Consider the following 396-nt stretch of genomic DNA (forward strand, 5'->3'; position numbering starts at 1 on the left):
TGCTGTAAAGACAGGCAGTGCCATAGCAACCACCAGCATACTTCCCAGCAACACGTAAGGCATCACTTGGAAGATCACGCCAGATTGCTCAGGCGCCACGGATTGACGTTTGAATAACTTAAAGATATCTCGATAATCTTGCAAAATTCCAGGGCCTTGACGCGAATGCATCTTGGCGCGAATTGTGCGCGAAATACCTGTACATAATGGGGTTATCGCCAATAAAAAGAGTGCTTGTATAAGTGCGAATATTCCCATCATTAACGTAGGTGCTTCTTGGAAAGTCATAAGTCCCTCTCCTTACGCTGCGATGACTAAAAGCAAGATGACCAGCGCTGCGACAACGTATAGACAATAGAGTCTGAAATCCCCGCCTTGTAGGCATTGGATACGTTT

General features: G+C 46.0%; 1 protein-coding gene and 1 pseudogene. Both read right to left on the minus strand.

The window, feature by feature from the left end; translation table 11 throughout:
- On the minus strand, window positions 1-288 hold a 288-nt coding region (locus BHE89_RS21595), incomplete at its 3' end, for an NADH-quinone oxidoreductase subunit H (RefSeq protein ID WP_171742561.1).
- A gap of 12 nt (window positions 289-300) precedes the next feature.
- Window positions 301-396, minus strand: a pseudogene (locus BHE89_RS27555) (hypothetical protein); the annotation flags it as partial.

This window comes from Shigella sp. FC1967 (genome assembly GCF_001743005.1).
Taxonomy (GTDB): Bacteria; Pseudomonadota; Gammaproteobacteria; order Enterobacterales; family Enterobacteriaceae; genus Proteus.